Genomic DNA, 25,909 nt, shown 5'->3' on the forward strand with positions numbered 1-25,909 from the left:
CTTTACCCATCGCCGTTCAACGTCATCAGCAACCGCCGGGAGCCACCGTGCTCTCGGTGTTCGCCAAGCCAGATTCCCTGCCAGGTGCCCAGGGCCAGGCGACCCTTCCGCACCGCCAGGCTCAACTGCGTGCCCAGCAGGCTCGCGCAAACATGCGCCGGCATATCGTCCGGGCCTTCCAGCGTATGGCGAAAGTACGGCAGATCGCCGGGGATGCGCTCCCGCAGGAAAGCATCCAGGTCGTGACGCACGTCCGGATCCGCGTTCTCGTTCAGGGTCAGGGAAGCGGAGGTATGCAGCAGTTGTAGATGCAGTAGGCCGACGGCGCAGTGGGAAAGCCCCGGCAAGGCATCGACGATTTCATCGGTAATCAGATGAAAGCCGCGCGAACGCGGCGCAAGCTTGAGTTCCTGTTGCTGCCACATAATCCATGTCTCCCGATGATTCACCTGGTTTTGCTATGCTAGCGCCTTCGCTTCATGACACTCAGGAATTTCCATGCGCCAGTCTTTCTTTCTACACCGCTCCTTTCCTCCTTCCAGCGGCTTCCTGCTGGCCCTGGCTACCACGATGTTCCTGAGCGGCTGCGACGACAACGAAGTCGGTGATGTATCCCTGGGGCTGTTCACCACCAAGGATATCAAGATCGAGAGCCTGACCGATCCGGTGGTGCCAGGCGTGACCTGCCACTTGAGCAATATCGACGCGGATCTCGATTTCGCCGATCCATCCGACATGAGCATTGCCTGTCGCCAGACCGGCCCTATCACGCCGGAAATGCTCAAGGACATCGACACCTCGAAAAGCGGCGAGCTGGTATATCGCAAATCCAAGAGCGTCCTGCTCAAGAGCCTGAAGATTCGCCGTATCTTTGATCCGGAAAGCCAGAGCTTGCTGTATATCGCCTACAGCACCAAGGAAACCAAGGGCAGCTTCAAGCACGCCCTATCGAGTGTTCCGCTGTGGAACACCCAGGCCTGGCAGTCACCGGTGCAGAAAAAATAAAATCCGCGATATCCCGTGACGAACCGACTGAGCCAGTTTCAGATCTGAAAGTGGACATCTTGCCTGGCGCAGCCCCGATCAACATGGATGACAATGAATATCATCAAGGTAAATCTTCTACCCTTTCCACTACTGCGGCATACAGATCCCGCGTCGATGCCAAGGCGGCATCATGCACCTCCTTGGCGGAAAGACGTTTTCCATCAGGGGTTTCCAAAGGTCTGGATGCAGTAGCGCTGGCGACTACCGTAGGCGCATAGCCTAGATTGAAACCGCCGTGGGCCGTCGAGTTGACGCACATGTGGGTCATGAACCCTGCCAGAACAAGGTTGGTAACACCCAGCGCCTTCAACTGCTTATCCAGGTCCGTCTCGACGAAAGAGTTAGGATAGTTTTTCGTCACAACCGGTTCGTTTCCCCTAGGCGCAACGATATCGGCAATCGCACCGATATCCGCATTGATATCGAAGGGTGAGCCTGCACCCGCATCGTGACGGATATGAATGATGGGCACATCAAGTTCACGAGCACGATCCAGCAGCTTTCTGGCCTCTTTGAGCGCTTCTTCGACGCCGGTCAGACGCATCACTCCTTCACGATACGTATTCTGACAATCGATAAGCAGCAAGGCAGAATCCTTCAAGCTGGCGGGCTGGTGTCCAAGCCCCAGTAAATCCCTAAGTGTTGTATCTGTTTGATTCATCGTGTTTTCCCGATCAGAATTAAAAAACGCCAGCTTTACGCTGGCGTGATTGATTGGTGAAAGCAACTCATCTTAGGTCGCAAAAGCGGACGCTTACCCCTCCATATCCAGCACCACTCGGCCTTCGATCTTGCCTTCGCTCATTCGCGAGAAGATATCATTGATATTCTCGATGCGGTCTGTGGAGACCGTTGCCTTGACCTTGCCTTCGCCGGCGAAATCCAGCGATTCCTGCAGATCCAGACGAGTGCCGACGATGGAGCCGCGAATGGTGATGCCGTTGAGCACCGTATCGAAGATCGGCAGCGGAAAATCTCCCGGCGGCAGGCCGTTGAGGGAAATGGTTCCGCCACGACGCACCATGCGCTGGGCCTGATCGAACGCCTTGGGCGAAACGGCAGTGACCAGCACCCCATGGGCGCCGCCGATTTCCTTCTTGAGATAAGCGGCAGGATCGGTCTTCATCGCGTTGACCGTCACCGTGGCACCGAGGCGCTCTGCCAGGGCCAGTTTGCCGTCGTCGATATCTACCGCGGCAACGTTCATGCCCATGGCCTTGGCATATTGCACCGCCATGTGACCGAGACCGCCGATACCGGAGATCACCACCCACTGACCCGGCTTCGTGTCGGTCATCTTGAGGCCCTTGTAGACCGTGACACCGGCGCACAGGACCGGGGCGATCTCGATGAAGTCGGTATTGTCCGGCAACCGACCCACGTAATCCGCCTGGCCCACGGTGTAATCCGCAAAGCCGCCGTTGACCGAGTAACCGGTATTCTGCTGAGACTCGCACAGGGTTTCCCAGCCGCCCAGGCAGTGCTCGCAATGGCCGCAGGCGGAATACAGCCAAGGGATGCCCACCCGGTCGCCTTCCTTGATGTGACTGACTCCTTCACCGAGTGCCACCACATGGCCGACGCCTTCATGGCCGGGAATAAAGGGCGGTGAAGGCTTGACCGGCCAGTCGCCGTGGGCGGCGTGCAGATCCGTATGGCATACACCGGCAGCAGCGATCTTGACCAGCACCTCGCCCTTGCCAGGACGCGGCACGTCGACTTCGCGAATCTCCAACGGTTGTCCGAAAGAGGTAACGACAGCGGCTTTCATTGTTGTTTCCATAGCGATAACTCCTCTTGTTGCTGCAAGTCGAGCAAAACGCGAGCGTTTCACCGGTGTGTCGTCAGGCTTTGTTAGAAGAATCCCATGGGATTCACGTCGTAGCTGACCAGCAGATTCTTGGTCTGCTGATAGTGTTCCAACGCCATCTTGTGGGTTTCGCGGCCGATCCCGGACTTCTTGTAACCGCCGAAGGCAGCGTGGGCCGGGTACTGGTGATAGCAATTGGTCCAGACGCGCCCGGCCTGGATGCCGCGCCCCATGCGAAACGCCACGTTCATGTCACGACTCCACACCCCGGCGCCGAGGCCGAACTGGGTGTCGTTGGCGATCTCCAGGGCTTCCTGCTCGTCTTTGAAGGTGGTGACCGCCACCACCGGGCCAAAGATCTCTTCCTGGAAGACCCGCATCTTGTTGTTGCCCTTGAGCAGGGTCGGCTGGATGTAATAGCCGTGAGAAAGCCCTTCGCCCAGGCTTTCCTTGTCGCCGCCGGTGACGACCTCCGCGCCTTCCTCCCTGGCAATGTCGAAATAGGACATGATCTTGTCGAACTGCTCCTGAGACGCCTGAGCGCCGACCTGAACATCGGTATCCAGCGGATTGCCGCGCTTGATCGCCTTCGTGCGCTCCACCACCTTTTCCATGAAAGATTCGAACATGCTTTCCTGGATCAAGGCCCGGGACGGACAGGTACACACCTCGCCCTGGTTGAGGAAGGCCAGCACCAACCCTTCCACCGCCTTGTCGATGAACTCGGGCTCCGCGTCCATGATGTCGGCGAAATAGACGTTGGGCGACTTGCCCCCCAGTTCCACGGTAGACGGAATGATATTTTCCGCGGCGCACTTGAGGATATGCGACCCCACCGGGGTGGAGCCGGTGAAGGCGATCTTGGCGATACGCTTGCTGGTGGCCAGCGCTTCCCCGGCTTCCGCCCCGTAGCCGTTGACGATGTTGATCACTCCCGGCGGCAGCAGGTCACCGATCAGCTCCATTACCTTGAGGATCGAAGCCGGGGTCTGCTCCGCGGGCTTGAGCACCACGCAGTTTCCCGCGGCCAGGGCCGGGGCGAGCTTCCAGCAGGCCATCAGGATGGGGAAATTCCAGGGAATGATCTGACCCACTACCCCCAGCGGCTCGTGGAAATGATAGGCGACGGTATGTTCGTCGATCTCCGCCAGGCTGCCTTCCTGGGCACGGATACAGCCGGCGAAGTAGCGGAAATGATCCACCGCCAGGGGCAGATCCGCATTCAGGGTTTCCCGCACCGCCTTGCCGTTATCCCAGGTTTCCGCAACGGCGAGCATTTCCAGATTCTGCTCGATGCGATCGGCGATCTTGAGCAGGATGCCGGAGCGCTCCTGTACCGAGGTCTTGCCCCAGGCGGGAGCGGCTTTATGGGCGGCATCCAGGGCTTTATCGATATCTTCCGCGGTGGAGCGGGCCACCTCACAGAAGACTTCCCCGTTGACCGGGCTGACGTTGTCGAAATATTGGCCTTTGACCGGGGTGACAAACTCCCCGCCGATATAGTTGCCATAGCGTTTCTCGAAGGCTACGACGGCATCGCTGTGGCCGGGATTGGCGTAGATCATGGTAATGCTCCTGTTGGTTGTCATTATGAAAGCGTCACCTCTGAGTCTTGGTCAGCCGGCGCCGGTGCGCCATACTTCACTAGCAGGAGAACGCCTCCTCCTTTGGTAGGAGTTGCCGTGACGACAGGAGAATTCGCACCGATGCATACCCTGCTGATTGCCGATGATCATCCCCTGTTCCGGGAAGCCATCGGCAACGTGATCGAGACGGGCTTGCCGGAGGCTCGGCTACTGGAAACCGACAGTCTGGCGGCCACCTTGCAACAGCTCACGGCACAGAAGGAGATCGATCTGCTGCTGCTGGACCTCGGTTTGCCGGACGCGGAAGGCTTGTCGGGACTCGAATGCCTGCGTCAGCGATTTCCCGAGCTGCCGATCGCCATCGTTTCCGCGGATCAGGAGCGGCACATCGTTCTCGGCGCCATCGAGATGGGTGCCGTGGGTTATATTCCCAAGTCGACGCCGCGCCAGGAATTACTTGCCGCCTTGCTGCGTATTCTCGAAGGCCATGTCTACCTGCCCTCGGCCGTCATGCGCCGCCCTCCCACTCCTCGCGCCGCACCCGACAATCATGCCGATCACACCACGGCTCGCCTCGCTCAACTGACCGACAAGCAGTTCGAGGTGCTCGAACGTCTGGTTCAGGGGGCGTCCAACAAGGTGATCGCACGGGAACTCGATATCGCCGAGACGACGGTCAAGACTCATGTGTCGGCGATTCTGCGCAAGCTGGAAGTAAGTAGCCGCATGCAGGCCATTGTCCTGGCCGGGCAGATGGACCCGGCAGTGTGGCAAGCCCGACGAGGCTAACGCTGTCTGGCGGGAAGGCGTCATTGCTCTTTTCGTCGCGGCGACGCCTTCAACAGCGCGGTCAACGTCATCCGCAGTCGCAGCGGCTTGAGGGGCTTGAGCAGACAGCCGTAGCCACGCGCCCTGGCTCGGCGCTTGATTGTCGCTTCATGATTGGCGGTGATCAGCACTGTCGCCAACCCGGGGTGGCGTTCTTGCAGACGCTGAGCCACTGCGAATCCGCTCGGTTGGTCATCGCCGAGATGATAGTCGATCAGCAGGACGTCGGCGGGATCGTGTTTCGTCCGCTTCTCCAGATCGCTCAAGGACAAGGCAGTGACGACGCGACATCCCCAGCCTTCCAGCAGCGCGGCCATGCCTTCGAGAATCGCTGTATCGTTGTCGATCACCCAGATTCGTGTCCCTTGCAGCGCGTCCTTTTCCATCGGCGCCCTGGGCGCCGGTGCCGGTTCAAACGCCGGCAGCACGCCGTAAGGCACGAGGATCGAGAACAGCGAACCCCGCCCGGGTGAAGACGACAAGCACAGCGGATGACCCAGCATCGCACCGATGCGCTCGACGATGGCGAGACCCAGCCCAAGCCCCCGGTCCTGACCCGTCGTGGGCACCGCCACACGTCGAAATTCCTGAAAAATTGCCTCATGCTGCGCTTCGGCGATGCCCGGTCCGGTATCTCCCACCACGATCTCCAGCCCTTCGGCTCGGCGCCGACAGCCCAGCAATATATGTCCTTGTCGAGTGTAACGAATGGCGTTGGTCAGAAAATTGCGTATCACTCGCGCCAGCAAGGCCAGATCGGATTCGATCACCATGCGACTCGGCACATAGTGCAGGGCAAGCCCCTGGGTCAGGGCGGCTTGACGATATTCTTCCGCCAGCACGTCCAGCAGTTGGTCGGTGCGAAAGGGGGCAATATCCGGCTTGAGTACCCCGGCATCGAGACGCGAGATATCCACCAGGGTGCCCAGCAGCGCCTCTACGTCCTTGAGCGACCGGCTGATCTGGGCGACCAGTTTTGCCGAGGCTTCCGGCAAGGGATGCTCGTCGAGGGCGCTGGCAAATAACCTTGCGGCGTTGAGGGGTTGCAACAGGTCATGGCTGACCGCGGCAAGAAACTTGGTCTTCGAGAGGTTGGCGGCTTCGGCGTCCGCCTTGGCTTCACCCAGCCGTATATTGGTCTTGCCCAGTTCGTCCAGCGTGCGATGCAGCGCTTCGGTGCGCTCACGGACCTGCTCCGCCAGCAGCACCGCGTGTTCGAAAGCCGCATAAGGGGCGCCGCCTGCCACACCGCTGGATTCCACCCGCTCGATCAGCGCCGCGCAAATACGCCGCAGTCGCGCGTTTTCCTCGAGCAGCTCGCGCGAATCCGCCGCGTCAACGGCCCTCGATTTCCCGTCCAGTGCCAATGGCGACCCCCGTGAAGGTCTGATTGATGTGCATGCCATGATGCTGCTCGCCATAGGTATTGAAGCCGATCACCCTGGCCCGACCGAGCAGTTCCGACGCGGGAGTGATTTGATCCAGTGCTTCAAGCTCAAGCCGGCGCAGAAAGCAGTCGCAGCCGATGATCAGACCTGGCGGGCCCAGGTGAGTCTCGAGGTCGCCGAGCACGCGCTCGAGATCTTCTAGCATGGGTGCCGGCTGCATGGCGGTCAGTACGATGCCATTCTCCACCGCGCAGTAGAAGTCGAGACTGTTATCGTCGTTGACACGTTGAATCGAGCGCACATAGTAAGTATCGCCAATACGCACCGCCAACGGACAGCGGGCAAAAACGCTGGCATCGAGCTGGGCTATCGGTAAACCCACCAGTCGGGAATATTCTTCCGCAGCGGGCACCGCATTGAGCTCCAGCACCCGGCGTCGCTCGCGATCGACTCGGGTGACCACCAGCTTTTCCTCACAGGGCCGCAGGTGATGAGTGGTGAACACTTCGAACGGCAGGCGCGTATTGACCATTACCATGATGGCCGCGCGGCTATGAAAACAACCCTCCGCATAGACATGGGTGTGAGCCAGGCGGTTGTCATCTCCCGCCGAACCGCCGAAGCTGGGAATGCTGCCGAACGCCGCGTCGAGGGTGGCCAGCACTTGTTCTTCGCTGCTGGAGAGTCCGTCAAGCAGTGTCAAGGCGAAACTATGTCCGCTTATCGGTGCCAAGGCGCGCCGCCGACAGGTTTCGAGCAGATGATCGGTGACATGCTGGGCGCGGGGCAGATCGAAACCTTCCAGATTTTCGATCAATTTCGCGGCGACGGAGAAATACCGACGATCGAAGCCAATCGCCACGATACAGCCACGCTCATAGCCTTGAGGCGTGATTTCTCCTGCGGTGGTACATCCGGTGATGGGAATCCTGGCAAACGTTTCGCTCAACGCCGTTGCCAGGATATCGAGCGGGTACTCGGCACTACAGAAAAACAGCACGAAGCCAAGCTCGGCATGACGCAATGCCTGGCCAAGCTCCTCTGCTGCGCCATGCGGATCCTGCTGCCGACTGACCGCGGTACGCAGGCCCGGTCCATTGGCAGCGGTCAGATCGCGAGATGGTTCTTGTGGCGGTTCACGAAATAGCTCTTGTGGCAGTTCACGAGATAGTTCTTGTGACAGTTCCAAAGTGGATTCCGGCATGCGCTCCTACCTCGTTCGCGTTTACTGCCAGTCTATGCCATGAAAGCGGTTTTACGCGATGGGACGGTCGCCGCCGGGCTCAGTGCGTTACCTCGAACACGCTCTTGAGATAATGCACGTACTCTTCATTCCGGCTCGTGGTCTTGCCCGGCGCATCGGATATCTTGGCCACCGGCTGGCCGTTGCAGGAGACCATCTTGATGACGATGTTCATTGGCGTGACCCCGGGCACGTCGCAGGTCAGGCTGGTACCGATACCGAAACTGGTCCTGATGCGTCCTTCCAGGGCGGACTTGATCCGCATGGACTTGTCGAAGGTCAGGGAGTCGCTGAAGATCAGCGTCTTGGTGCGAGGATCGATGCCCAGACGCTGATAATGCTTGATGCATTTTTCAGCGAAGGCTATCGGGTCGCCGCTGTCATGGCGAAGACCGTCGAACAGCTTGGCGAAGTACAGATCGAAATCATGCAGGAAAGCGTCCAGGGTGATGGTATCCGTCAATGCCACCCCGAGATAACCGCGATATTCCTGAACCCAGGCTTCAAGCGCCGCCCGCTGGCTGTCCACCAGGCGGCTGCCTAGCTGCTGATGGGCCATGATCCATTCGTGGGCCATGGTGCCCATGGGTGCGATACCGTGCCGGCGGGCGATATCCACGTTGCTGGTACCGACGAAGTTGCCGGGAAACTCTTTTTCCAGCACTCCGACGATCGCTTCCTGTACCGAGCGCGACAGCCGTCGTCGGGTGCCGAAATCCGCCAGGTTGAATCCCGTCAGCTGCTCCTGGGTATAGTTGCGGCGAAGGTCACCAAGCTTGCCACGTAACTGCGTTATCGCTTGATCGATGGTGACGTCAGGGTAAAGCGCGCGATTACGCACTTCGCTGATGATCGCCAGAATCACGATCTCGAAGAGAATGCTGTGGGACCAGGGGCCATCGATGAAAATGCATAGCTCATCGTTTTCCATGCAGACATCCACGTATTCCGGGCGAAACCGATACAGTTCGAGAAAGCGAATGAAGTCCGGCGACAGATAGGGAAAGGTACTGAGATAGAGGGATTCTTCTTCCGTCAGCTTGAGGGACGCCAGTCGATCGATCTGGCTGCGAATTTCGCCGAGATAGGGGCGTAGATCCTCGGCGTTGCGGCAGCGAAACTCCCAGGTCACGCTGGCGTTGGGGTACTTGTGGTGTACACCTTGCATCATGGTGAGCTTGTACCAGTCCGTATCCAGCAGCGAGGTAATGATGGGCTCCTGCGTGCGGTAGGTAACCGCCATACATATCTCTCCCCGAGAAGATTCAACTATCCAATGTAAGTCATCACGTCTTGCGCTGCTATCAGGCCAGCACTTCCACCGACATGCCGACCTCGAGTTCGCCGCCGGTGAGCACGATCAGATTCTGGCCGAACTCCACCTGGCCGGTAAGACCGCGCCGATAGCCGGCCAGCGTGCGCAGCGGCTCGCGCCCTTCTATAAAGGTACCGGTGGCGGGATCCACGCTGATCATCGCACAGCGCGTGCAGGGTTTGCTGACTGCAAGCTCCACCTCACCGATACGCAGGCGCCGCCACTGATCCTCGGCAAAAGCCTCGATGCCTTCGACGACCAGGTTGGGACGAAACTGGGCCATGACATGCCGGCGTTCGGTTCGACCGTTGAGATCTTCAAGAGAACCTTGGCCGATCAGCATCAGCGGGTAGCCGTCGGCAAAGCTCACCCGCTTGCCGATAGCCTGGCGATAGCGCGGTGAGCGCTTGTCCATCCACAACAGTCTCACGGGCTCTCCCAGCACCGCTTCGCACCAGCGATTCGCCGCCGCGTTGGTGGTCAGCGCCTCGAAGCTGTCGCTCCATACCTGAGTGACAAAGGGCCTCTTTTCAAGCTCCGCGTAGGGTAGCGCCAAAGGCGTCTGCCCCGGATGCTGCAGAAGAATACCGTCTTTCTGCAGCCAGGTCTGGATCTGCTGCAGACGCGGATGTGTGCGAGCGGTCAGAAATACCCCGTCCGGTCTCGCGATCATGAAACGGCGATCCCCCTCGAGTCCTTCCTCGCCGACCCACGCCTTGGCGACCTGCTGATAGGCGGTGGATTTGATGGGATAGCGATAAAGCGCGGAAAGATAAGGGATGCGGGCAGTCATGCTGAGCGTCCTGAATAACAAGTAAAGGCTGGTATGAAAACATGAAAAAGGGGGCTAGAAAGCCCCCGGCATGGCCCCGTGTTTGTATATGAACTACCCCTACTAAGCGCTGCTTAGTAGGGGTTTCGAAGCAAAGGCTTCTGGGACGTGTTCCCGTCCCAACCCGAGTGCCCAAAACAGGCTGTTGAGACCTGATACGACATCAGCGTTCTGTGAGAACCCGCAGCCCGTGCAGATAAAGTTTGCCTGGGTCTTGCGGTTGTCCTTGTGCGTATGCTCGCACGCGGGACAGCGCTGAGAGGGCTTGAGCTGTCTGGTCGGGGTCTCAACAAATTCGCCACCAGCTTCTTCCACTTTGTAGCGAATCATCGACATGAGAGATGCGGGCGCGGTGTCCCGTATCTCTCGATTAAGCCCTGACTTTTGCTTGATATTCTTTCCCGGCTGCTCAGCGGTTCCCTTTGCCGAGCGGCTCATATTCTTGATCCGCAAGGCTTCCATCGCGACCAGCGCATAAGTATTGGCGATGGTTGCCGCGAGTTTGTGATGGGCATCCTTGCTCTGATTGGCCTGCTTGCGCTTGAAGGTGGACAATTGCCTGCAGGCGTTTTTCCAGCGATTTGATCCGCGTTTCTTTCGCGATACGGATTGGTGGAGCTGTGCCTGGTTGGCTTTTCCGGTTCGGTAATAGCGTGGATTCGCGATCTGCTCAAACCGACCGCTTTCCTCGACCACGGTCAGTAAATGCGCCACGCCCCCATCCATCGCACAGGCACGAGTCGCGTTCCTGGGTCGCCGGGCATCGCCGTCGACGGTGAGCGAGATCCACCAGTGACCATGTTTATGCTGAATCTGGGACGTTTTGATCGTGCCCTGAAGTCGGCATTGTCCCCGCGCCTTGATATGCCCGATGCCTCGAAGGAACAGCCGACCGTGCTGACCCGTGTCCGAGTGGGAAAAGGTGGGCGTCAGCAGCTCGAAGCTGGAGAACCGACTAAGCGACTTGAAACGGGGAAAGCCGGGCGTTTCGCCCTTGCTTACCCGGCGGAAAAACGCCTTGAACGCCTTGTCCAATCGGCGCAGCGTCATACGCGCTGACGTACAAGGCAGCGCTTTGTACTCAGGCAGCGCCTCTCTGATCCGCGTCAGGCTGGCTTGCTGGTCATTATAGGAAATAGTTTTACCGCACTTTCGGTACGCCTCGATGCGTTCCTGGAGCGCGGCATTATAAAGCTGTTGATGCAGACGCAAGCACTCAAGCAGCGCGGATTGCTGCTTGGGTTTGGGATAAAGCTTGTAGGTGTACTTGCGTAATGTCATGCCTGAAATATAATTGGTTACCATGACCAAAACAACCTTGAAAGCACAGAATCACTGCGTTTACAGCATAAAGTACCATTTAGTTATGGTGACCAAGTATCGACGAAACGTCATTAATGCCGCGATCCTGGAACGCCTGACCGGACTCATCAGCGAGCGGATCATGGCCTGGGAAGGTGAGTTGATCGAGATAAACGGCGAACCGGATCATGTGCATATCCTGTTTGAGTTGCCACCAAAATTCGCCGTGTCCGACTTTGTGAACGCGCTCAAGACCGGCACCAGCCGACGAATCCGCAAGGAATTCTCGACGCATCTTCGCCCGTTTTATGGGAAACCGGTGTTCTGGTCTCGCTCTTACTGCGTGGTCACCTGCGAAGGCGCTCCGTTGTCGGTGATCAAGCAGTATATCGACAATCAGCGCGGGGCTTGACTCCCACCAATCAGAGATGGGAAGGAGAATGCGCCCCGCCGTTGTTCAACAAATGCGGCCAGACGAGCTTCGAGTCGAATTACTTGTCGTCATGCGCTCTCTTTTGCGTTGACTCTGGGCTCGATACGCACCAGATCCCGATAGGCATGCCAACTGGCGTGTCCCAGAATCGGCAGAATAAAGGCCAGGCCGATATAGAAGGTGACCAGTCCGATGATCACGCAGCCGGTTAATATCGCGCCCCACAGCAGCATGGGGCGGAAATTGTGCGCAACGCTGCGAATGCTCGCCTCGATTCCCTCCATGAAAGTCAGATCCTGATCCATCAGGGTGGGGATTGCCACTACGCTGACGGAGAAGGCGCCAAAGGCCACGGCCCCGCCGAGCACGGTACCCACCAGAATCATGCCCCAACCCTGCGGTGTGGTAAGCAGCGCCAGATAAAGTGTTGCCGGATCCGGTGCCATCAGACCGAAAAACAGCGCGAATAGAATAATCGCCAGATCGAACCAGGCCATGAAGAATAGCGCCAGAATCAGGCCCATCATCACTAGTTGACCTGTACGTCGGCCCCAGGCGCCGAAGGCGTCACTGACTTTTGGCGTCTCGCCACGCTCGAGCTTTTGACTGATCGCATAAGCGCCGACCGCAATCAGCGGACCCAACAGCATGAAACCGGCCATCAGCGGCAACAGGAAATGCCATAAATCCAGCGAGAAGACCACCAGCGTAATAAGGAAGCTCACCACTACCCAGAAGGCACCGTAGGTGAGACTTGCGCCCATGGCATCACGAAAGTCCTGCACTCCCGCCATGAGCCAGGCGCGAGGTCGCTCCATGTCTATCGTGTTGCTGGTGATTCTGATATTGCTGCGTTCGCTACGGCTCTTCGTTGTTGCCATCATGTAAACCCCTTACCCTTCTGGACAGGCTCGGGCCCGGTTCGGGCCGTGTTCAAGTTATGCGACAGGCGAGACCGGTGCGCCGACCTTCTTATCAATGTAGACGATAAGCAAAGTTACCGAGACCTCGGGCTATCAACGCACAATCATTACCGACATCTTGGCATGGTGCACTACATGCTCCGCGTTGGGTCCTAGCACGTAATCCGCGAACTTGCGCTTGGTGTGTGAGGCCATCACGATCAGGTCGACGTGCAATTTCCTGGCGGTCTTGACGATGGCTTCCCAGGGTGAGCCATCGGCGATGATGCACTGCACGTCCACGTCCTCGGGCACGTTTTCCTTGACGAAAGCCTGCTGAGCCTCGGAAAGCGCCTGACGTGTTTTCTCAGCGAATCCTTCGGGAAAATAAGAACCCACGATGGGCATGCGATAATCCGGCAGTACCGTCATGACGTGAAGCGACGCATCGAAGGTGCGACACAGCGCCAGGGCAGTGGGAAGCGCCTTCTTCCAGGACGCTTCTTCGTTCATATCTACCGCAAGCAGTATCTTGCTATACATGGTCATTTTCCTCTTAGGCAGCGGCTGGCTCGGTTGAATCGCGGCGTCGGCGACGCTGCAGCATCACGACCAGACCAAAGACCAGCAGCGCGGGTATCCACATCCATTCCTTGTTCCAGCGTTCCACCGGCGCCAGCACCTCGATGATTTCCTGATCGAAATCGAAGCCCAGGTCCGCGGCCTGGCTACCGAAAGTCACCATGTCGACGATCGCCCGGTCGTCTTCGGTGATCAACTCCAGGCCGAGATTCTCCAGCCGTTCGGCGCCGGTTTCTCCTTCCGGCACCGGCATCAGCATATAGGTCGTCAGTGAATCGCCGAAAGCGTCCTCTCCCTTGATCTGCAGGCGCAGGGTGCTGTCGGAATCCACGTTGCCCAAGGCCTGTTCGAACTGCGCCGGTGGAATCGAGCGGTAAGGATCGTGAATCATGTCCATCCAGAAACCGGGACGGAACAGGGCGAATGCCACCAGCAGCAGCAGGATGCTTTCGTACCAGCGATTGCGGGTCAGCATGTAGCCTTGAGTAGCGGCGGCAAAGATCAATATGGCGAAGGTGGCCACCAGGAAAATGACGATTCCCTGTAGCCAAGTCACATTGATCAGCAGCAGATCCGTGTTGAAGATGAACAGGAACGGCAGCGCCGCGGTACGCAGACTGTAGTAGAAGGCCTGGAAACCGGTACGGATCGGATCGCCGCCGGAAACCGCGGCGGCGGCGAAGGAGGCAAGGCCCACCGGAGGCGTCACGTCCGCCATGATACCGAAGTAGAACACGAACAGGTGTACGGCGATCAGGGGCACCAGCAGGCCGTTCTGCTCTCCCAAGGTGACGATGACCGGCGCCAATAGCGCGGAAACGACGATATAGTTGGCGGTGGTGGGCAGCCCCATGCCGAGGATCAGGCTGAGGATGGCGGTGAACAGCAGAATCAGCATCAGGTTGCCCATGGACAGGATCTCGACCACGTCCGCCAGTACCAGCCCCACCCCGGTTTGCGACACCGCGCCGACGATGATGCCGGCGGTGGCGGTGGCGATGCCGATACCGATCATGTTGCGAGCACCGGTAATCAGGCCGTCCCACAGATCGATGAAGCCAGCCTTGAATTCGTCTCCTAGATGCCCCTGGTTACGAAACAGGCTCAGCACCGGCCGCTGGGTCAGCATGATGAAGATCATCAATACCGTCGCCCAGAAGGCGGATAGTCCCGGGGACAGGCGTTCCACCATCAAACACCACACCAGCACCACCACCGGCAGGATGTATTGCAGCCCGACCATCACCGTAGGACGAGTCTGGGGTAGTTTCAGTACCGGAGAGTCCGGGTCATCGAGCTCGAGCTCCGGGTATTGCGAGCCCAGCTTGAGCAGCCCCACGTAGACGACGGCCAACACCACCGCCACCAGCCAGGGCGTGGCATCGCCGAGCACCGGCTTGAGCCAGCCCAGGCCGTAATAGACCGCGAAGGAAAGTCCCGCCAGCAGTAGAAAGCCTCCGAGGAAACCGATCAGTTTCTGGAGCAAGGGCTTGGGGGGGTTGCTGCTTTCCAGCCCCTGCATGTTCGCCTTTAGGGCTTCCAGGTGCACGATATACACCAGCGCGATATAGGAAATCAGCGCCGGCAGGAAGGCGTGTTTGATGACCTCCACATAGGAAATGCCCACGTATTCGACCATCAGGAAGGCCGCCGCCCCCATGACCGGCGGCATGATCTGGCCGTTGACGGAAGACGCCACCTCCACGGCGCCGGCCTTTTCCGCGGAAAAGCCGACCCGCTTCATCATGGGTACGGTAAAGGTACCGGTGGTCACCACGTTGGCGATGGAAGAGCCGGAAATCAGCCCGGTCATTCCGGAGGCGACCACCGCCGCCTTGGCGGGACCGCCGCGATAATGGCCGAGCAGGGAAAACGCCACCTTGATGAAATAGTTGCCGGCGCCGGCTTTATCGAGCATGGCACCGAACAGCACGAACAAGAAAACGAAGCTGGTGGAAACCCCGAGCGCGATCCCAAAGACCCCTTGAGTGGTCAGCCACTGGTGGTTGATCAGACCGTAAAGGCTGACGCCACGGTGAGCCAGAATGCCCGGCATATAAGGGCCGGCCAGGGAATAGATGATGAATACCAGTGCCACGATCATCAGCGGCGGACCCAGCGCTCGACGAGTGGCTTCGAGCAGCAGGATCAAGCCAGTGATGCCCACGATGACATCCTGAAGGATCGGCGCACCGGGGCGTTCGGCAAGATCCGCATAAAAGAGAAACATGTAGGCGCCGCAGAATGCCGCTACCGCTCCCAGCACCCAATCTTGAATGGGAATACGATCCCGGGGCGAGCGTTTCAGTGCCGGATAGGCCATATAGGCCAGAAATAGAGCGAAGGCCAGGTGAATCGAGCGAGACTCCGTGGCGTTGAAGACACCGAACCCCAGTATGAAAGGCAGCGGCGAAGCGATCCACAGCTGGAACAGCGACCACAGGGTTGCGACCCCCAGCAGGATCCTGCCCGGCACGCCTAGCGGTTTTCGCGCCCCGGTATCGGTAGAGGCGACCATATCGTCGAGGTCCAATGTCTCCGCCGCCGACGTCTTTTTCTTATCGCTCATAAGCTTATCCTTCCAGACAGAATGCAACCCCTTCCAACCAGAATGCGCGATCTCCGCCAGGAGATCGCGCATCATTTCCGGGAGCCTGGTTATCCCCTCAAGAATACTCTATCAAGAGCATCTTATATCACTCCTCGATCCAGCCCTGCTCCTGATAATAACGCTTGGCGCCCTCATGCAGCGGCGCGGTAAGGCCTTGGGCGATCATGTCTTCAGGATTGAGGTTTTCAAAGGCAGGGTGCAGACGCTTGAAGCGGTCGAAGTTCTCGAATACCGCCTTGACGGTCTGATACACCAGTTCCGGATCCGTATCCGTTGAAGAAACGAAGGTCGCGGCGACGCCGAAAGTCTCGGTGTCCTCGTCGTTCCCCTTGTAGAGGCCGCCCGGGATAGTCGACTTGGTGTAGTAAGGATGCTCTTCCACGAGCTTGTCGATTTCCGGTCCGGTCACCGGCACCAGATTGGCATCCACCGTGGTGGTGGCTTCCTGGATGGCACCGTTGGGATGGCCTACCACATAGGTCATGGCGTCGATATTGTTGTCCGCCAAGGCCGAAGCCATTTCCGCGGCATCCAACTGAGACGCCAGGGCGAAGGTATCCATGTTCCAGCCCTTGGCTTCCATGATCACGTCCATGGTATTGCGCTGGCCGGACCCCGGATTACCGATATTGACCCGCTTGCCTTCTAGGTCGTCGAGGTCTTGGATATTGGCATCCTTCCGGGCGAGTATCGTCAGCGGCTCGCCGTGCATGGTGAATACCGCGCGCAGATCCTTGAAGGCATCCCCCTTGTAATTGCCCTCGCCTTCATAGGCCTGGTACTGGACGTCGGACTGCACCACCCCCATGTTCAACTCGCCGGAACGAATACCGTTGACGTTGGCCACGGAGCCGCCGGTGGAAGGCGCGTTGCAGCGAATATTCTCCGCGCTGCGATTGACCATGCGGCAGACAGACTGGCCCACCACGTAATAGACGCCGGTCTGGCCTCCGGTGCCGATGGTGATGAACTGCTCGTCCTGAGCGACGGCGGAAGGCGCGAAGACGCTGGCTCCCAGCAAGGCACCGGTAAAGGCTGCGGCGGAAAAGACATGACGTTTCATAGAGACACCTCTTGGTTACAGGGCGGTTTAAACATTAGTTACAGTTCGCTACTTTAGCGCAAAAATCATAAATTAACGAAGTCTTGTGAATCTCACATTCTTGAATGGCTCTCTGCAAGACTAGCCTGCTTTTAGCGTTTACGTTAAAGCAAATTCGCGCTGACAGCCGCGCTGGCTCATGGTAGTGTGATCGGCTTTATTTTTATCTCCGGTGCCATCTCGACGAAACTGGCAAGCAGACCTCGACGTTGGCTAGCCATTCAGCAAACAACGAGAATTGCCCATCGAGCCATTGCATCCTCCTGTTGATGCACGCGTATCGAGCCTCCTGACCCCGCCATTCACCCGCGACTTCCAACAACGGGACTTTCAATGGAAAACGACCAAACGCATCATGCCAACGCCGATCGTCGCCTGGGCGACCCTATCGTGCTGGGATTGAGCATCGGTTTCATTATTGTCTTCATCGGCCTTTCCGTTTACGACATCGACATGGTCGCCGACGGCATTGCCTCGGGCTTTGCCTGGACCGCCAAACACATGGGCTCCTATTTCCAGCTTTTCCTGCTGCTGACCTTCTTCATCGCCATTGCCCTGGCGATCTCGCCTGCGGGTAGCGCTCGCGTCGGCAATCGGCGGGATCCGGAGCTCAGCACCTTCAAGTGGCTGTCAATCATCATGTGTACGCTGCTGGCGGGTGGCGGCGTGTTCTTCGCCGCCGGTGAGCCGGTCTACCACTTCGTGGTCACGCCGCCGGCCTTCGATACGGAAGCCGGTACGGTGGACGCCATCGCCCCGGCGCTGGCCCAATCCTTCATGCACTGGGGCTTTCTTGCCTGGGCAGTGCTTGGCAGCCTGACCGCGGTGGTACTGGCCCACTCCCATTATGACAAGGGCCAGCCGCTGCAGCCGCGCAGCCTGTTGTATCCGGTATTCGGCGAAGCCGTCATGAAAGGTGCCTTCGGTAGCGTGGTGGATTCGCTGTGTATCATCGCGGTGGTCGCCGGCACCGTTGGTCCCATCGGTTTTCTGGCCACTCAGGTCAGTTTCGGGCTGCATGAGCTGTTCAGCTTTCCCGAAGGATTCACCGGCCAGCTGATGATTCTTGTCGGATTGGGCGCGATTTACGTCACCTCCGCGGTGACCGGCATCGAGCGCGGCATCCAGTTCCTTAGCCGTTACAACGTTTTCCTGGCCTTGGCCATTGCCGCGGTGATCTTTATTTTCGGCCCTACTCTGTTTCTGACCAACGCCTATACGCAGAGCTTTGGGGAATATCTATCCTCCTTCTTCAGCATGTCCACCATGACCTCTACGGACGCTCCGGACTGGTGGATGCAATGGTGGACGGTGTTCTTCTTCTCCTGGTTCATCGGCTACGGCCCCTTGATGGCGATCTTCGTCGCACGCATTTCACGAGGACGCACCATTCGCGAGATGATCCTCGCCGTGGCGGTACTGGCGCCTATCGCCACTACCATCTGGTTTACCCTGCTGGGCGGCTCCGGCATCTACTATCAGTTGACCGACGTGATCGATCTTACCGAGGCGCTCAACAACTTCCAGTTCGACGTGGCAACCCTGACCGTGGCCCAGGCGCTGCCCGGCGGCTGGATGATGGCAGTGGCGATTCTGATACTGACCACCATCTTCGTCGCCACCACCGGCGACTCCATGAGTTACGCCATCTCCGTGGTATGCACCGGCCACGACGAGCCCAATATGTTCGTGCGCGCCTTCTGGGGCATCACCATGGCGATCATGGCGGGTATCCTGCTGTACATGGGCGCCGGTCAGATCAGCGCCCTGCAGCAGTTCATCGTGATCACCGCTATCCCGGTTTCCCTGGTGCTGCTGCCAACGCTGTGGACCGGCCCCACCTCCGCCTACGCCATGGCCCGGGAACAAGGCGTTGTTTCCTGATCCAATGCAATAATGTTGTACCCTGAGGGCAAGGATGCCCTTGGAGGCCTGGCCATTGGACGACATTCCCTTCTTTTTTCTGCTATTGGCGGAGATCGAGCAGTACGCTCTTGGGCTGGTCAGTGCCGGCCCCCGCATCGCGGCGGCGCTGCTGCTCATTCTGCTGACCTGGGGCCTTTCGAAGCTGCTGCGTTTAGTGGTTTCACGTATCGCTCATCATGCAAGACTGCGCCGCAACCTGACGGAAGTGCTGATGATGCTGACCGGCATCATCGTCTGGCTGGTAGGCTTGCTGGTAGCCATGACCCTGCTGTTTCCCTCGGTCACTCCCGGCAAGGCGTTGACGACGCTGGGGCTTGGCTCCATCGCCGTGGGCTTTGCTTTCAAGGACGTGTTCGAGAACTTCCTGGCGGGGCTGTTGATCCTGATCCGCGAGCCTTTCAAGATCGGCGATTACATCGCCACGAATGAACGGCGCATCGAAGGCGTGGTGGAGGAAATTACCGTACGCGACAGCCATATTCGTCGCACGGACGGCCAGCTGGTGGTGGTGCCCAACGCCCTGCTGTTTCAGAACCCAGTGGTCGTGCGCACGGATCGGGACGTGCGTCGCACCGCGATCATGGTGCCGGTAGCACGCACGGAAAACGCCGACAAGACACGGGAAGTACTGCTTACGGCGGTACGCCAGGTGGATTCGGTGCGGGATGATGTACGCGACGTACAGGTGTTCGCCAAGGCCTTCGGCGACAGCTCCGTGGACTTCGAGATCGCCTGGTGGACCGGCTCTAAGCCGGTGGATATCCGCTCCTCACGGGATCAGGTGGTGCGTGCCATCAAGCGCGCCTTCGATGAGGCGAATATCGAGATTCCCCTGCCCCATCGCACCCTGCTGTTTCGAGAGGACAGCCCGGTACCTTTGAACACGCCTTCAACGAGCGTCGAACTCCAGAAATCCGAGGCATCCTCATCCCAGTGACTTCAATATAAATCCCTCCATGGCCTGGGCGGCGGGAGACAGACTACGCTCGGCGAGCTTGAGCACCCCAAGCGTTCGCTGCACCCGAGGCACTGCCAAGGGAATAAAGCGCAGGCGTTCATACTCCTCCGGAAAGGCGAGCCTGGGCAGGGTGGTGATGCCGATACCCGCTTCCAGCATCGCCGTCAGCGAAATCATGCTGGAGATATAAAGAAGGCTTCGCTCCTGCAGCACCGCCGCCGGGGTTCTGTCGAGAAATCGCGAGGTGCCGTTGGCGATCAGCGTATGCGCGAGCAGTTCCTGCCATTCCAGACTTTCCCGCCCCGCCAGGGGATGATCCTCGCGACACACCACGCCGATCTCGTCCTGCATCAGCGGCGTGAAGACGAAGTCCTCATCCGGCTGCCAGAGGCTGGTGATGCCCAGATCCGCCTCCTGCAATTGGATCATCCGCTTGACTCGATCCGCGTTGCCGTCGTGCAGGCTGACTTTCAGCCCCGGATACGCCTCGACGAACTTGCCCAGCAGATACGGCATCAGGCGATTGGCCACGGACGGCACCGTGGCCAGGTCGATATGCCCCGCTCCTTGCTGAGCCTGTTGCAGCAGATCCTTCACTAGCCGATCGTGCTCCGCCACCAGGGAGCGCAGGCGAGGCAGGCAGGTTTCTCCGAAAGGCGTCAGCGCCGTCTTGCCGCCTTTTTCGAACAGCGCCTGGCCCAAGCGTTGCTCCAGCTCCTTGATCGCCAGAGAAAGCGCCGGCTGGGTGCGGTGCAGCCGTCGCGCCGCCGCATGAAAACCGCCTTCGTCGACGATGGCCAGCACATAGCGCAGCTGTTGAATCTTGAGTTCCGGCAGCATCTTCAATCCTCCGGACAGGCGGTTAATAAACCTTATCATTTTATATTTTTAATTGATTATATTTATTTATTGAAGGTTCCTATGCTGGCGGTAACGCATCAAGGAGACTCACATGACCACCGTAAAAGCACTTTACATCGGCAACGAATGGATCGACGGCGAAGGCAGCGTCACCAACCGCAACCCCTCGGATACCAGCGACATCATCGGCGAATACGCCCAGGCCAGTAAGCAGCAAGTGCAAGACGCCATCAGCGCTGCCCGCCAAGGCGCGAAAGCCTGGCGTGAAAGCGGACTGGAACGCCGCTATAGCGTACTGATGGCCATCGGCGACGAACTGATCGCTCGCAAGGATGAGCTGGGCCGACTGCTGGCCCGGGAAGAAGGCAAGACCCTGGCGGAAGGCGTCGGCGAGGTCTACCGCTCCGGCCAGTTCTTCCATTACTACGCCGCGGAGGTGCTGCGCCAGATCGACGAGCGGGTGGATTCCGTGCGCCCGGGCATCGGTGTCGAGGTCTATCGCGAGCCGGTGGGCGTCGTTGGCGTGATCAGCCCCTGGAACTTCCCCCTGGCTACCGCCGTATGGAAAATCGCCCCGGCCCTGGCCTTCGGCAACGCGGTGATCTTCAAGCCCGCCAATCTGGTGCCGGCGAGCGCCTGGGCACTGACGGAGATCATCAGCCGCCAGGATCTGCCCAAGGGCGCCTACAACCTGCTGATGGGTAGCGGCAGCCAGGTAGGTGATGCCCTGATTCATAGCCCGGAGATCGACGCGGTGTCCTTTACCGGTTCACTGGAAGTCGGCAAGCAGGTTGCCGCCGCCACCGCCGCCAACCTGGTCAAGTGCCAACTGGAGATGGGCTCCAAGAACGCCCTGATCGTCGCGGAAGACGCGGATCTCGACCTCGCCGTAGAAGCCGCCTTCGCCGGCGCCTATTCCGGTACCGGTCAGAAGTGCACCGCGTCGTCGCGGCTGATCGTGGTCGAGGCGCTACATGACCGTTTCGTCGAGAAGTTGATCGACAAGCTCAAGACCATTCGTGTCGGCAACGCCCTGGAAGACGGCGTGCAACTCGGCCCGGCGGTGGACGCCCGCCAGCTGGAGTCCAACCTGGCCTGGATCGAGCGAGCCAAGCAAGACGGTGCCCGGCTTGCCTTCGGTGGCGAACGCCTGGCGCGGGACACGGAAGGCTATTTCATGGCCCCGACCCTGTTCACCGACACCACCAACGACATGGCGATCAATCGCGAGGAAGTCTTCGGCCCCATCGCCTGCGTGATCAAGGTACGGAATTACGAGGAAGCCATCGCCACGCTTAATGACACCAAGTTCGGCCTGACCGCCGGCATCATCACCGATTCCCTCAAGATCGCCAGCGACTTCAAGGCCCGCGCGGAAACCGGCTGCGTGATGGTCAACCTGGCCACCGCCGGCACGGATTACCACGTGCCCTTCGGCGGCCGCAAGGCCTCGAGCTTCGGCCCGCGGGAGCAAGGCCGCTACGCCCGGGAGTTCTACACCGTGGTCAAGACCTGCTACGTGAAAGCTTGAGGGGAAGGTCATGTCACAGGAAATGCTGATCGTCGACGGCCTCCAGTATTCGAACTGGTCCCGGGAGATCTTCGAGCAGATGCGCGAAGGCGGCGTGAATGCGGTTCACGCCACCTTGGTCTACCACGAAACCACTCGGGATACCCTGAGTCGGCTCGGCGAGTGGAACCGCCGCTTCGAGACCCATCGTGATCTCATCATGCCGGTGCGGGAAGCGGCGGATATTCAGCGTGCCCAGGAGGCGGGCAAGGTGGGGATCTTCCTCGGCGCCCAGAACTGCTCGCCGATCGAGGATGATATCGACATGGTCGCGATCATGCGCGACCTGGGCCTTTTGATCATGCAGCTGACCTACAATAACCAGAGCCTGTTGGCCTGCGGCTGCTACGAAGCGCAGGACAGCGGCATCACCCGCTTCGGCCGCCAGGTAATCAAGGAGATGAACCGGGTGGGCATGGTCATCGACATGTCCCACAGCGCCGAGCGCTCCACCCTGGAAGCCATCGAGCTTTCCGAGCGTCCGGTGATCATCTCCCACGCCAACCCGGCGGCCTGGCAGCCGGCCAAGCGCAACAAATCCGATAAGGTGCTCAAGGCCATCGCCGAATGCGACGGCCTGCTGGGCTTCTCCGCCTATCCGTTTCACCTCAAGAACGGCCCGGACTGCACCCTGGAAGATTACTGCGACATGATCGCCGCCACCGCGGACCTGATGGGCATCGAGCATATCGGCATCGGCACGGATCTGTGCCAGAACCAGCCGGTATCGATACTCGAATGGATGCGCAACGGCCGCTGGTCGAAGGAGATGGATTACGGCGAAGGCTCCAAGGACAACGCCGGCTGGCCGCGTCCCCTGCCCTGGCTCAAGGATAGCCGGGACTTCCCCAACCTGGTGACCGGCTTGCGCGCGCGCGGATTCGCGGAAGACGAAGTGGCTCGGATCATGGGCCGCAATTGGGTGGAACTACTGGAGCGTACCATTACGCCACAGGTCTAAATCTCGGAGTGCGTCATGAATTCGTTTGGTCCTGATCTGCATCCCTACGCGAACCTGAGCCTGCGCCCGGCGTCTCGAGTCATGCAGCTCGAGCGTCTGGGCAGCCTGCACGCCAGCCGGTTGAGCTTCGTGCGCAGCCTGGTGCGCCAGATGGCCCGCCAGCGCTGGCAGATCAGTCAGACTCGCTTCGACCTGGATGCGGAAGGCTACGGCACCGCCATCTACCGGCTGCAGACCCCCAACGGGCGCTATCACGGCGTGATCTTCACCCGCCCGCTGGAGGACGACGCCCGCACGGACCGGGTGATCGCCAACGCCTGGGACGCCACCTTCGCCGTGGTGGAAGGCGACGTGGACGATCTGCTGCTGGAACAGATGGCGGACAACGTGCCGCTGCAGGAAGCCGGTCGTCAGCATCCGCGGCTGCTGGTGCTGTCCCGGGCCAACCGCAGCCTGCGCAACTTCGCGAGTTTCCTGGACGCGCTTTCCAACGGCCGTCAGCCGGAGGCCGCCTGGATCACCCAGGTCGGCTATCTGTACCGCACCACCGCCGTCTACGGCAACGGCAAGTTCGGCATCGCCGACTACACCCGGCTGCGGGCCAATCCGGATTTCCAGCGTCCCTTCGCGGCGCAGATGCTCGCGGTCTATCTGCTGCGACATTTCTCCATCGAGCAGATCGAACATATGGCCCGAGCACGGGGCGGCGATCAGGCGGTGCCTCTGGCCACGGAGCTCAAGCGCTACCTGGGCATCGGCAATTCCACCGGGCTGGGCATGGCGCCCTTTCTGATTACTCACCCGATGCTGGTGCAGCAGTGGGTTCACAGCCGGGAACGCGCCCTGGCCTTCGCCTGCGCCCAGACCCCCACGGAGACCGAGCGCCAGCGCTTGATCGCCCTGGTGGAACGCGCCCGGGATCATCTGGCCCAGACCGTTACTCAGGACAGCGATCAGACTGAACGCAACCATGAGACCGTGGCGGCGCTGCCGGATATCATCGCCTGGTTGACGGAGGTGCCGCTGGAAGCGGACCTGTGGAATCAGCTGCAGGAATGGAGCGAGCGGACCCTGCCCCTGGAAGCCCAGGAGTTGGTCAATACGCTGCTGATCGAACTCTATCCCCAGGTCGATCACCTGGAGGATCAGATGGGCGCGCCGGAACGCCTCGACCTGACCCCGGAGATGCCCTTGATCAAGCTCAAGCAGCTGATCGACACTCACTACCACTGGGCGCTGGCGGAGGATTTCTCCACCCGGGAAGCCCGCTACTGGTTCTGGTACAGCAGCGCGGAGAAGGAAGAACCGCGCCTCGGCGTACGGGACGAGGAACCCGGCGCGGAAAAGGAAACGCCTCTGGCTATCGCGCCCCGGGTACGTCATACCTACGATATTCTGTGCGGTTTCCTGGAAGCTAACCCGGGCAGCCAGGTGGTGGATTTTCTGCTCAATCATCCGCGCCACAAGGACATCGTCCGCCGCATCCAGACCATGGCGAACACCCCTTTTGGTGAGATTCGCGCCAACCTGTGGCACCGGGACATGAAGCCGATGCACCTGCTGCGCACCAAGCTTTCCTTCTTCGGCGCCAGCCGCTTCGATCCCAAGTCGGACCGCTGGGTGCGCATCACTCTCTTCCAGGGAGCGCCGCTGGTGGAGGAACTCAACGCGGAACCTTGGGACCTCAACGATTTCGACGACTGGAGTTTTCCTCTCGAGCCTCGTAGCGGACTAGAGAAAGAGCAGGAGATCGCGCCATGATCGTGTCCTACAACGAGATTCAGAACCTGTGCCGCAAGGCGTTTTGCGGCGCGGGCTTCGAACTTGGCGACGCGGAGGACGCAGCCGAGATGGTCGCCTGGATGCAGTGTCATGGCCTCGGTGGCCTGGCGGCGCTGCATCGCGGGCTGAATTTTTTGCTGGAGGAAGAGCCGGACAGGCTGCCGGAAATCGTCTACAAGGACAGCGATCTGGCGATTCTCGACGGCCACGGCCAGAGCGTGCTGCGCTGCGGCAGCCTGGCGGCGGAGCTGTGCTTCGCCAAGGCCCGGGCCCGGGGCCTCGCGGTGGTCAAGATTCGCCGCTGTCACAATCGCCAGCTGATCATGGGCTATCTCGCCCGGATCGCCAGCCGAGGCATGAACGTCACCGCCTTCTGGCGCAACGCCCAATACCCCCTGAACGAACAGGTGGTAGGCTTTCGCGCGGGCAAGAGCGTGCCGGAAATTCGCGTCTATGCGGTGCACGACGTCCCCGAGGAAAACGCTCCCAACGACGGCATCACCTTGATCATGGCCAACCACGTGGATCTGCTGCCTTCCATGCGCTCGGACTACCAATACGAGCTGCTGGCCAGCCACAATGAAAGCAGCCTCTCCGCCTTCGAGGACGACGCCTTCGCCCAGGGCATTGAAGTAGATGAATCTCGCTGGGGAGAACTCAAGCGCCTGGCCAGCCGGGTGCTGGTGGAAGCCACGGAAGCCTCACGGCATGGCGCCGGCGCGGGGCAAAGGGATGATGATTGATACAGCAGGATCAAGGCTGCGGATCTGGTGAATTCATACTAGAGGTCTGCTCGGAGCCGTTCGGCATAACGCGAAGCGCACCGGTGACTTTGACGCAGCGAAGCGGAGACAAAGGCATCCGCGTGCC

Annotated in this window: 23 protein-coding genes; 9 read left to right on the forward strand and 14 right to left on the reverse strand. The window is 59.6% G+C overall.

The genetic code is table 11. From position 1 onward, the window contains the following. Window positions 1-2: 2 nt before the first annotated feature. Window positions 3-425, reverse strand: coding sequence for a secondary thiamine-phosphate synthase enzyme YjbQ (locus tag FGL86_RS17325; protein WP_147185929.1), 423 nt, complete (start codon window positions 423-425; stop codon window positions 3-5). 73 nt (window positions 426-498) lie between these two features. Between FGL86_RS17325 and FGL86_RS17330 the strand changes: the two genes are divergently transcribed. Next, window positions 499-1,005: a CreA family protein gene (locus tag FGL86_RS17330; RefSeq protein ID WP_147185930.1), complete on the forward strand. Its 507-nt coding sequence runs from the start codon at window positions 499-501 to the stop codon at window positions 1,003-1,005. Window positions 1,006-1,108: 103 nt separating this feature from the next. On the opposite strand, the gene FGL86_RS17335 is transcribed toward FGL86_RS17330, so the two are convergent. From FGL86_RS17335 to exaC, 3 genes are all read right to left on the reverse strand, one after another. Continuing rightward, a complete protein-coding gene (locus FGL86_RS17335) occupies window positions 1,109-1,708 on the reverse strand; it encodes a cysteine hydrolase family protein (protein WP_147185931.1) in 600 nt (199 codons plus the stop codon). Window positions 1,709-1,801: 93 nt separating this feature from the next. After that, window positions 1,802-2,830: an alcohol dehydrogenase AdhP gene (gene adhP, locus FGL86_RS17340; RefSeq protein ID WP_186764441.1), complete on the reverse strand. Its 1,029-nt coding sequence runs from the start codon at window positions 2,828-2,830 to the stop codon at window positions 1,802-1,804. 71 nt (window positions 2,831-2,901) lie between these two features. Next, window positions 2,902-4,422, reverse strand: coding sequence for an acetaldehyde dehydrogenase ExaC (gene exaC, locus FGL86_RS17345; RefSeq protein ID WP_147185933.1), 1,521 nt, complete (start codon window positions 4,420-4,422; stop codon window positions 2,902-2,904). 117 nt (window positions 4,423-4,539) lie between these two features. Here exaC and FGL86_RS17350 point away from each other — a divergent pair, with 117 nt between their 5' ends. Beyond that, complete coding sequence (locus FGL86_RS17350; RefSeq protein ID WP_342780058.1) at window positions 4,540-5,232, forward strand: response regulator; 693 nt, start codon at window positions 4,540-4,542, stop codon at window positions 5,230-5,232. Between the two features lie 20 nt (window positions 5,233-5,252). On the opposite strand, the gene FGL86_RS17355 is transcribed toward FGL86_RS17350, so the two are convergent. The 5 genes from FGL86_RS17355 to FGL86_RS17375 form a co-directional block, all read right to left on the reverse strand. Beyond that, window positions 5,253-6,638: a hybrid sensor histidine kinase/response regulator gene (locus FGL86_RS17355; RefSeq protein ID WP_246131682.1), complete on the reverse strand. Its 1,386-nt coding sequence runs from the start codon at window positions 6,636-6,638 to the stop codon at window positions 5,253-5,255. Continuing rightward, a complete protein-coding gene (nosP, locus tag FGL86_RS17360; protein ID WP_147185935.1) occupies window positions 6,607-7,863 on the reverse strand; it encodes a nitric oxide-sensing protein NosP in 1,257 nt (418 codons plus the stop codon). Before nosP ends, FGL86_RS17355 begins: the two co-directional genes overlap by 32 nt. Window positions 7,864-7,942: 79 nt before the next feature. Further along, window positions 7,943-9,145, reverse strand: coding sequence for a nicotinate phosphoribosyltransferase (pncB, locus tag FGL86_RS17365; protein WP_147185936.1), 1,203 nt, complete (start codon window positions 9,143-9,145; stop codon window positions 7,943-7,945). 61 nt (window positions 9,146-9,206) lie between these two features. Then, window positions 9,207-10,010, reverse strand: coding sequence for an MOSC domain-containing protein (locus FGL86_RS17370; protein ID WP_246131683.1), 804 nt, complete (start codon window positions 10,008-10,010; stop codon window positions 9,207-9,209). Window positions 10,011-10,112: 102 nt separating this feature from the next. After that, window positions 10,113-11,354 carry an RNA-guided endonuclease InsQ/TnpB family protein gene (locus FGL86_RS17375; RefSeq protein ID WP_147185937.1) on the reverse strand — a complete coding sequence of 414 codons (1,242 nt, stop codon included), beginning with the start codon at window positions 11,352-11,354 and terminating at the stop codon, window positions 10,113-10,115. Window positions 11,355-11,415: 61 nt separating this feature from the next. On the opposite strand from FGL86_RS17375, the gene tnpA reads away from it, so the two are divergent. Next, window positions 11,416-11,763 carry an IS200/IS605 family transposase gene (gene tnpA / locus FGL86_RS17380; protein WP_246131684.1) on the forward strand — a complete coding sequence of 116 codons (348 nt, stop codon included), beginning with the start codon at window positions 11,416-11,418 and terminating at the stop codon, window positions 11,761-11,763. 89 nt (window positions 11,764-11,852) lie between these two features. Here the strand turns inward: tnpA and FGL86_RS17385 are convergent, their stop codons facing one another. From FGL86_RS17385 to FGL86_RS17400, 4 genes are all read right to left on the reverse strand, one after another. After that, window positions 11,853-12,668, reverse strand: coding sequence for a DUF2189 domain-containing protein (locus tag FGL86_RS17385; RefSeq protein WP_147185939.1), 816 nt, complete (start codon window positions 12,666-12,668; stop codon window positions 11,853-11,855). Between the two features lie 132 nt (window positions 12,669-12,800). Then, the gene (locus FGL86_RS17390; RefSeq protein WP_147185940.1) at window positions 12,801-13,229 is read right to left on the reverse strand and encodes a universal stress protein; all 429 of its coding nucleotides are present in this window, start codon (window positions 13,227-13,229) and stop codon (window positions 12,801-12,803) included. A gap of 13 nt (window positions 13,230-13,242) precedes the next feature. Beyond that, window positions 13,243-15,837, reverse strand: a complete 2,595-nt coding sequence (locus tag FGL86_RS17395) for a TRAP transporter permease (RefSeq protein ID WP_147185941.1) — start codon at window positions 15,835-15,837, stop codon at window positions 13,243-13,245. 127 nt (window positions 15,838-15,964) lie between these two features. Further along, entirely contained in the window at window positions 15,965-16,942 is a 978-nt protein-coding gene (locus FGL86_RS17400) for a TAXI family TRAP transporter solute-binding subunit (protein ID WP_147185942.1), read from the reverse strand. A 372-nt stretch (window positions 16,943-17,314) separates the two neighbouring features. Here FGL86_RS17400 and FGL86_RS17405 point away from each other — a divergent pair, with 372 nt between their 5' ends. Further along, window positions 17,315-18,865, forward strand: coding sequence for a BCCT family transporter (locus FGL86_RS17405; RefSeq protein ID WP_147185943.1), 1,551 nt, complete (start codon window positions 17,315-17,317; stop codon window positions 18,863-18,865). Window positions 18,866-18,899: 34 nt separating this feature from the next. Next, window positions 18,900-19,844 (forward strand): mechanosensitive ion channel family protein, encoded by a 945-nt coding sequence (locus tag FGL86_RS17410; protein WP_147185944.1) that lies wholly within the window; start codon window positions 18,900-18,902, stop codon window positions 19,842-19,844. Here FGL86_RS17410 and FGL86_RS17415 read toward each other — a convergent pair. Beyond that, window positions 19,833-20,705 (reverse strand): LysR family transcriptional regulator, encoded by an 873-nt coding sequence (locus FGL86_RS17415; protein ID WP_147185945.1) that lies wholly within the window; start codon window positions 20,703-20,705, stop codon window positions 19,833-19,835. The genes FGL86_RS17410 and FGL86_RS17415 overlap by 12 nt on opposite strands. A gap of 112 nt (window positions 20,706-20,817) precedes the next feature. Here FGL86_RS17415 and FGL86_RS17420 point away from each other — a divergent pair, with 112 nt between their 5' ends. The 4 genes from FGL86_RS17420 to FGL86_RS17435 are packed head-to-tail and all read left to right on the forward strand — an operon-like array spanning window position 20,818 to window position 25,782. Beyond that, window positions 20,818-22,257 carry an aldehyde dehydrogenase family protein gene (locus FGL86_RS17420; protein ID WP_147185946.1) on the forward strand — a complete coding sequence of 480 codons (1,440 nt, stop codon included), beginning with the start codon at window positions 20,818-20,820 and terminating at the stop codon, window positions 22,255-22,257. Window positions 22,258-22,267: 10 nt separating this feature from the next. Further along, window positions 22,268-23,257, forward strand: a complete 990-nt coding sequence (locus FGL86_RS17425) for a dipeptidase (RefSeq protein WP_186764442.1) — start codon at window positions 22,268-22,270, stop codon at window positions 23,255-23,257. 15 nt (window positions 23,258-23,272) lie between these two features. Further along, on the forward strand, window positions 23,273-25,018 hold the full coding sequence (locus tag FGL86_RS17430) for a hypothetical protein (protein ID WP_147185947.1): 1,746 nt from the start codon (window positions 23,273-23,275) through the stop codon (window positions 25,016-25,018). Beyond that, complete coding sequence (locus FGL86_RS17435) at window positions 25,015-25,782, forward strand: Ldh family oxidoreductase (protein ID WP_147185948.1); 768 nt, start codon at window positions 25,015-25,017, stop codon at window positions 25,780-25,782. The genes FGL86_RS17430 and FGL86_RS17435 overlap by 4 nt, the downstream gene beginning before the upstream one ends. The last annotated feature ends 127 nt before the right edge of the window (window positions 25,783-25,909 follow it).

It is taken from the genome of Pistricoccus aurantiacus (assembly GCF_007954585.1).
GTDB classification, from domain to species: Bacteria; Pseudomonadota; Gammaproteobacteria; order Pseudomonadales; family Halomonadaceae; genus Pistricoccus; species Pistricoccus aurantiacus.

Coding starts and splice junctions, on each gene's coding strand:
- exaC (WP_147185933.1), bottom strand. CDS start 4,422: ATGATCTACGCCAATCCCGGCCACAGCGATGCCGTCGTAGCCTTCGAG.
- FGL86_RS17335 (WP_147185931.1), bottom strand. CDS start 1,708: ATGAATCAAACAGATACAACACTTAGGGATTTACTGGGGCTTGGACAC.
- FGL86_RS17430 (WP_147185947.1), top strand. CDS start 23,273: ATGAATTCGTTTGGTCCTGATCTGCATCCCTACGCGAACCTGAGCCTG.
- FGL86_RS17385 (WP_147185939.1), bottom strand. CDS start 12,668: ATGATGGCAACAACGAAGAGCCGTAGCGAACGCAGCAATATCAGAATC.
- FGL86_RS17390 (WP_147185940.1), bottom strand. CDS start 13,229: ATGTATAGCAAGATACTGCTTGCGGTAGATATGAACGAAGAAGCGTCC.
- FGL86_RS17435 (WP_147185948.1), top strand. CDS start 25,015: ATGATCGTGTCCTACAACGAGATTCAGAACCTGTGCCGCAAGGCGTTT.
- tnpA (WP_246131684.1), top strand. CDS start 11,416: ATGGTGACCAAGTATCGACGAAACGTCATTAATGCCGCGATCCTGGAA.
- FGL86_RS17375 (WP_147185937.1), bottom strand. CDS start 11,354: ATGGTAACCAATTATATTTCAGGCATGACATTACGCAAGTACACCTAC.
- FGL86_RS17395 (WP_147185941.1), bottom strand. CDS start 15,837: ATGAGCGATAAGAAAAAGACGTCGGCGGCGGAGACATTGGACCTCGAC.
- nosP (WP_147185935.1), bottom strand. CDS start 7,863: ATGCCGGAATCCACTTTGGAACTGTCACAAGAACTATCTCGTGAACTG.
- FGL86_RS17405 (WP_147185943.1), top strand. CDS start 17,315: ATGGAAAACGACCAAACGCATCATGCCAACGCCGATCGTCGCCTGGGC.
- FGL86_RS17370 (WP_246131683.1), bottom strand. CDS start 10,010: ATGACTGCCCGCATCCCTTATCTTTCCGCGCTTTATCGCTATCCCATC.
- FGL86_RS17400 (WP_147185942.1), bottom strand. CDS start 16,942: ATGAAACGTCATGTCTTTTCCGCCGCAGCCTTTACCGGTGCCTTGCTG.
- FGL86_RS17420 (WP_147185946.1), top strand. CDS start 20,818: ATGACCACCGTAAAAGCACTTTACATCGGCAACGAATGGATCGACGGC.
- pncB (WP_147185936.1), bottom strand. CDS start 9,145: ATGGCGGTTACCTACCGCACGCAGGAGCCCATCATTACCTCGCTGCTG.
- adhP (WP_186764441.1), bottom strand. CDS start 2,830: ATGGAAACAACAATGAAAGCCGCTGTCGTTACCTCTTTCGGACAACCG.
- FGL86_RS17330 (WP_147185930.1), top strand. CDS start 499: ATGCGCCAGTCTTTCTTTCTACACCGCTCCTTTCCTCCTTCCAGCGGC.
- FGL86_RS17415 (WP_147185945.1), bottom strand. CDS start 20,705: ATGCTGCCGGAACTCAAGATTCAACAGCTGCGCTATGTGCTGGCCATC.
- FGL86_RS17325 (WP_147185929.1), bottom strand. CDS start 425: ATGTGGCAGCAACAGGAACTCAAGCTTGCGCCGCGTTCGCGCGGCTTT.
- FGL86_RS17425 (WP_186764442.1), top strand. CDS start 22,268: ATGTCACAGGAAATGCTGATCGTCGACGGCCTCCAGTATTCGAACTGG.
- FGL86_RS17410 (WP_147185944.1), top strand. CDS start 18,900: ATGCCCTTGGAGGCCTGGCCATTGGACGACATTCCCTTCTTTTTTCTG.